The organism is Dysgonomonas sp. 511, from assembly GCF_010501105.1.
Classification (GTDB): Bacteria; Bacteroidota; Bacteroidia; order Bacteroidales; family Dysgonomonadaceae; genus Dysgonomonas.
Window position 1 is genome coordinate 1 of sequence record NZ_QVMQ01000056.1, and the last position, 5,944, is coordinate 5,944.

General features: G+C 33.0%; 5 protein-coding genes. All 5 read right to left on the reverse strand.

Annotation, left to right across the window (positions count from 1 at the left end):
- Window positions 1-82 precede the first annotated feature (82 nt).
- Complete coding sequence (locus tag D0T57_RS14890; RefSeq protein ID WP_163274267.1) at window positions 83-352, reverse strand: hypothetical protein; 270 nt, start codon at window positions 350-352, stop codon at window positions 83-85.
- 68 nt (window positions 353-420) lie between these two features.
- Window positions 421-2,190 carry a DUF262 domain-containing protein gene (locus tag D0T57_RS14895; protein WP_163274268.1) on the reverse strand — a complete coding sequence of 590 codons (1,770 nt, stop codon included), beginning with the start codon at window positions 2,188-2,190 and terminating at the stop codon, window positions 421-423.
- A gap of 1 nt (window position 2,191) precedes the next feature.
- Window positions 2,192-3,874 (reverse strand): DUF262 domain-containing protein, encoded by a 1,683-nt coding sequence (locus D0T57_RS14900; protein ID WP_163274269.1) that lies wholly within the window; start codon window positions 3,872-3,874, stop codon window positions 2,192-2,194.
- Between the two features lie 10 nt (window positions 3,875-3,884).
- Window positions 3,885-4,376, reverse strand: coding sequence for an exonuclease domain-containing protein (locus D0T57_RS14905; RefSeq protein WP_163274270.1), 492 nt, complete (start codon window positions 4,374-4,376; stop codon window positions 3,885-3,887).
- Window positions 4,377-4,736: 360 nt separating this feature from the next.
- Window positions 4,737-5,834, reverse strand: coding sequence for a relaxase/mobilization nuclease domain-containing protein (locus tag D0T57_RS16110; protein ID WP_368666937.1), 1,098 nt, complete (start codon window positions 5,832-5,834; stop codon window positions 4,737-4,739).
- Window positions 5,835-5,944 lie beyond the last annotated feature (110 nt).

Below are 5,944 nucleotides of genomic sequence, written 5' to 3' on the forward strand. Positions count from 1 at the left end.
AAGCTATAAATTGAAATCGTCGCGCGTGAGAAAACCCCGAAACTAACTAATTATCAAATAATTCAAAGAGCTTTTTGTGATTTTAATGGGACAGCAATGCAATGATATATTGAAACAAAGTACCACATTCTTCATCTGTTAGTTTGTTTCCTTCAAATGCTTGGGCTATTTGCCTAACCAACTCCCGCAAAATGTTTTCTGTGGCAGTAGAAGTTTCTATAATTTCGTCTTGGGATAATGCGTTCTGTATTTGACGAGTTAAAAAAGCAATTTCTATATTCTCTACATTAAAATAGGCTAAATTTAAACCGTATGAAATAATTTCTTTGGCAATATCTTGATGTGTCATCATAATCGTTATTTTATATTATTGTGTCATTGAATTTACATTCGAGGTCTTTCATTCAAAAGTTTAGACTCTCATTTTTCCTTGTAATACTTTAATAATGCTTCAATTTCTTTTGCGTGTTTTCGTATTTGCACAGTATCCCATTTGTCGTTTTCATCAAAACTTTCAAACATTATTATCCGTTTCAAACTTTCATTATCATTTGTAAATCTTTTTTTCTTATCAATGGGACTTTCTTTGTTGCCCGCCGAATTTTGAGAAGTAGAAATAAGACACAAATTGCCTATCCCATTCAAATCGTCCAACGGAATATCTTTCGAACTCGGATTACTTTGAGCTGCAAGGTGCTCGCGAGAGGTTATTTGTTTGAATTTAAACGAATTAAATAGTGATTTTTGTTGAGAAATCTTTTGTTCCAAATTTTTCAAAGATTCCTCTGTTGATTGAATATTTTCTTTTCCTTGTACCTTTTCAAAATATAATTTCCAAAGCAGAAAATCAATAAAATATAAATTAAAGATACTAATATTGGGATATGATAAATTCGCATCATCAAAACGACTTTTTGCAATTTCATGCACTTGCGCAGTGTACGCTTCTATACTTTCTGAAAATTTCTCGCCTTTCAACACCTCTTGCAACCAATTATTATATGTGTTTGTAGAGTTTGCACAATAAAGCATTGTTTGCAGTTTAATTAATTCTTCGTCATTTTCATTCTCTTTATATGTTTTTATTGTGCCATCACAAGTATCGTTTAGTTTTCTAATTCCCCAATCTTGTTTTTTTTCTTCGGCATCAGATAAGTCTTGTTTAATTACATATTTATCGAATAACAATCTGTATTTATGTAAATCATCAATAAATTTCAAAGCAAAATTTTCTTCTGATAAATGTTTCTGAAATTGCTCCAACAATTTTTTATCATCAAGTACTGTATCGGGATATTGCAATTTGAGAACCTGCAATAAAAAATTGGGAAAGTCAATAATAGATTTATATTTGTCTTTAACAAATTTTTCTTCTTTCGGAAAATCAATAGGAATAGAATGATTGTCAAGAATCTTGATTAGCGTTTTATCTTCATCACTATTGTCTGCATTCTTAACCTCTTTGCGCAAATAATCGCTCATATCTGAACAAGCGTCCCAAATTGCTGCAAAAGTATTTTTGTCTAAGACATCAGGACTGCCCATCAAAAGTGCTTTCACAATTTCGTGTTTTTCCAATTGCTCGCCACGGTTGTTCATTATTTCAAAATAATGATTCAAATCGGTATCTTCGGGAACTTCAACACGAAAGAGAAAGACATTTTCGTAAAAATTCTTAGCAAAATTTGAAATAGCTTTATTTCTCAATTCTTCTTGAATTATATTTCTCAATTCTTCTTGAATTATCTCGATGGCGTCTTTGAAATTCCCTGTACCGAAAGTATTCAAATTATCAATTTGTTTGTTAAATTCGTTTTTAACTTTATACAAAGATTCAATGTAATTCTGTGATTTTTTGCGAGATTCAAATTTTAGATTTGATTCTGAAACGGTTTCGTTATTATTTGACTCCCAATTTTTTAATACCAAGTTTATCAATGTAAGCGTGGTATGTCTTTGTTGTCCATCGAGCAATTCAAACACTTCCTTACCGTCAATATTCTCTCTTTTAAAACAGACCAAAGAACCCAAATAGTACGATTTATGTTCTGTTCCTTCAAAAAACTCGTCAATATCTTTAATTAACTGTGAAATTTCGGCTTTCCCCCACGCATAATTGCGTTGATAACGAGGAATGACATATAAATCATTACTTAAAATATTTTTTATGTTTATTGCTGTATTTCCCATATTATCCAAATTTTAAATCTTGAATTTGCCTTATCCAATCTACAATTTCTTCAACAATTTTTTGTATATCTTCTTTTTTCGAATTTCTAAATTCTTTCCAGCCGAACCATTCATCATTCTTTTTGTCCAAATGAAGCCTTTCTACAAAGTCTTGAAATTCTTTTCTATTTTCTTCTATAATAGAAGATTTTTTTAATCCATACCAATAAGGATTTTCCTTTTCTCCAATGTAAACATAACAAGTATGTGAGTTGAATAATTGAAATGGAATTGCATAATATTTTGGATAGTTTTCGTCTTTTTCTAACTCTAAATTGTTGTTTTGTAGTTGTTTTTTCAATTCATCATCAATGCTAATCCAACCCAAAAACTTTTTTACTTTTTCTATTCCCTGCACTGTTTCGTTTGGTATATTATAGGATTTGTATTGATAATGTTTCAAATTATCGGGAGTTGTTGCATCGTGGATTTTGCGAATAATTTCTTTGGCATTACTATTCAAAATTGTTTCCAAGCTAATACGTTTATTTTCACATCGAATAATATAGACCGCCTTGTAGAATGCTTGATAATAATTTTTTAAATCTTCAATATATCCGAACTTATCAATGAATGCCAACAAAATATTTTCGTACAGATTGCGCACTTTTTCATCACCACTCCGCCAATGTTTATTATATTTGCAGTATTCTTCGTAAAATTCAACTAATTCCGGTATTTCCGCTCTAATTGAATCTTCTTTGTTCAAATCAAATAATTTCTCTCTTTGTTGGATATAAAAATCAATATATTCAAAAAAGCGTTTTCCGTTGATAATCGGCATGGTAATAGAGAAAGGAAACTGTTGCGCAACGCCCATATTTCGTAAAAACTTGTCATTTTGTGCATTTGCAACAAAACCGTCTAACATTCGCATAGCGCTTTCGTATGGAAATTGTTGCATTTGATGTAATGAAATGCCTTTAAATTCATCTATTTCTTCTCGTGTAAAATTGTATTTCCGCTCGTTTTTACTCCATTTTCTAATTCGGAAAAGGTGGTTGCCCAAAATTGGCTTTAAAGTTTTATCGTCAATGGATTTTTCCCAACGCTCAACATATTTAGCCTTTTCTTCTTCGCTTTCATTGTCCATTTCACGCAAATGAAACGCTTTCAGCAAATCGTATGGTTCCAATGCTTTACCTCTTGAATTTTGAGAATCAAACAATTGAAACGCCTCCTCTTGTCCATACACGGTAAAAAGAATAAATTCGCATTTTTTGAGCATTTGATTGTAAAATTCTTTTATCCCTCCTTCATGCTCTCCAAATTTTGTGGAAATCCATCGACTAATAATTCTAAAATTATAAACAATATTGTTCTTTGAAATTTTGTGCTTAAAGTTTTGAAGCAGCAATAATTTATCAAAATTCGGTTCTAATTTTTTTAACAAAATAGAAATAGTTGTTAAGCGTTGTTGCCCATCAACTACATTGTTTACATTGCTGCTTTCTTCGTGTAAGATGACATTCCCAATGCGATAATCTTTGTTTTTGAGGATAACATATTCAAAAATATCATCCAACAATGTAACAACATTTTTTTCTGTCCATTTGTATGGCCGCTGATACGGAGGAATCGTCAAATTCATTTTTATTAAGTCTTCCAATTTTACTGCCCTTTGAGTAGGCATTTTCTTTTCCATATTCATTTTTTTAGATTATCCTCTTCGCTATCTCCGCACATGCTTCTGCATCAGCTAAAGCATGATGATGGTTCTCCAAATCATATCCAACATGTGCTGCTACTGTGTGCAGTTGATGATTTTCCAAGTTGGGGAACTCTCTTTTAGCCGTTCGATAGGTGCAATGAAATTCATAATTAGGATATTGGATCTCATATAAATCATGTACAGCTTTCAAACAACCTGCATCAAAAGAGCTATTGTGCGCAACCAACGGCAGATTCCTCAGTTTAGGCTTAATGCCTTCCCATACTTCTGGAAACTCCGGTTCATTTAGCGTATCATAATAAGACAATCCATGAATATCCGTAGCCCATGAACAATAAAAATTAGGTCGTGGGCGAACAAGACTATATATCTTATCTACGACGACACCTTTTTTTACAATTACAATTCCCAAGCTACATATACTTGAACGATTATAGTTTGCCGTTTCAAAATCTATTGATGCGAAATTTAACATTCGTCTATATTCTAAAATTACTATTCTCATAAAGAAAAAGCGTGGTACTGTACGCTTATCTTGTTAGAGGTATCGCCAAACACCTTGTAGCAAATAAACAACAGCCCACGCCTGATATGTTGCACAAAATGTACAATCATCAAACAGGAACGCTATGTTTATCCTTGCTACATTAGTCAATTGGCGATTTCCTAAACAAAGGATGAAACTTGACGCTTCTTCAATATGTGTAAGCAACCTGTTGTTGCTGGTTGCAAATATACATATTTATTTTCAGAAGCGAGTAGCGTTCAGGCTGTTGCTATTTGCTGCAACAAAAATAATCTATCTGTATGCCAAATCGTTGCGCATGTTATTCATTTACATTTTTCTTCCTCTTTTTTTCTCCAAATTAGAAGCTTGTTGTTGAGTGTTCTTTGGTTTTTGCTCCTCCTTTTGAGTTTTCTGCAATCGTGGATCACTCCACGATTCTTTATATTGGGCATCTACTTTATTCTCTTTCCACAAGTAAGGGTTTGCATAGCTTCCCATGCCCCACCATTTTACTTTGGCTTTTGTGACATAGCCATTTTCTATGAGTATCTTATCTCGTATGCGCATTTCGTATTTGCCGTATTTGACAAACTCATCGGGATTCTTGTCGCTAAAAAAGGCTTTGCTCTTTTCGTCGTTAAGGAAAACATAGGAGGAGAATTTACCATCTCCATTGCTACGATTCATGTTTTCAAGATAAACATGCCCACCGTCTTTTAATATTTGCCATTGCTCAGACATCAATTCAGTACCACCAATAGATGGAAGTTTCGGCTTGCTTTGGGTTTGTTGTTTAGCTTTTTCATCGGTTTCTAGTTTAGTTCTTTGCTCCACCTGTTGTCGCAAGTATGTTTCTTCTATTTGCTTGTTTTCTTCCAAAAGATTTTTCTGGAACTCCTCTTTCAGATTTCCAAAGCTGTATTTTCTATCAACCTCCGAACCTTTGAACGCAACATTTTCGTACCGGAATGATACTCCTTGAATCTCGTTTGTGCCTCTCTTAAATTTATAGTCAATCTCAATTCCATACTTTTCAAGACCGAATCTCAGGTCAGCAGGATTCTTACAACTGGGTAAAACTGACTTTATGGCATCATGGATATAATATTTTGCCTTATCCGGATTTCTTAATTTCTCACGTTTAACCCTTTCTTTGTCCTTGCCATAAGTCAATCCATATTTGTCTTTTAGTTTCTTGCAAGCTTTGATATTCCGTTTGTAATCGTGGTTGACTGATATTAATTTCAGGTTATTGTCGATTCGGTTATAGACAATATGAATGTGTTCATTGTCGGTATTGTGATGCCTGACAATGATATATTGGGTGTTTTTAATGCCCATTTCTTCCATGTATTCCTTAGCTAATTGTACCATAAAATCATTCGTCATTCGCTTCTTATCTTCCGGAGCAAATGACAATGGAATGTGTCCGACAGGCTAAGTACATGACAAAAATAGGGAAAATGGGAAAAAATGACTGATAATAAGAGGGATATTATTTTGAAAAGACCTTGATTTTTAGTATCTTAGAAAGA

Coding starts and splice junctions, on each gene's coding strand:
- D0T57_RS14895 (WP_163274268.1), bottom strand. CDS start 2,190: ATGGGAAATACAGCAATAAACATAAAAAATATTTTAAGTAATGATTTA.
- D0T57_RS14905 (WP_163274270.1), bottom strand. CDS start 4,376: ATGTTAAATTTCGCATCAATAGATTTTGAAACGGCAAACTATAATCGT.
- D0T57_RS14900 (WP_163274269.1), bottom strand. CDS start 3,874: ATGGAAAAGAAAATGCCTACTCAAAGGGCAGTAAAATTGGAAGACTTA.
- D0T57_RS14890 (WP_163274267.1), bottom strand. CDS start 352: ATGATGACACATCAAGATATTGCCAAAGAAATTATTTCATACGGTTTA.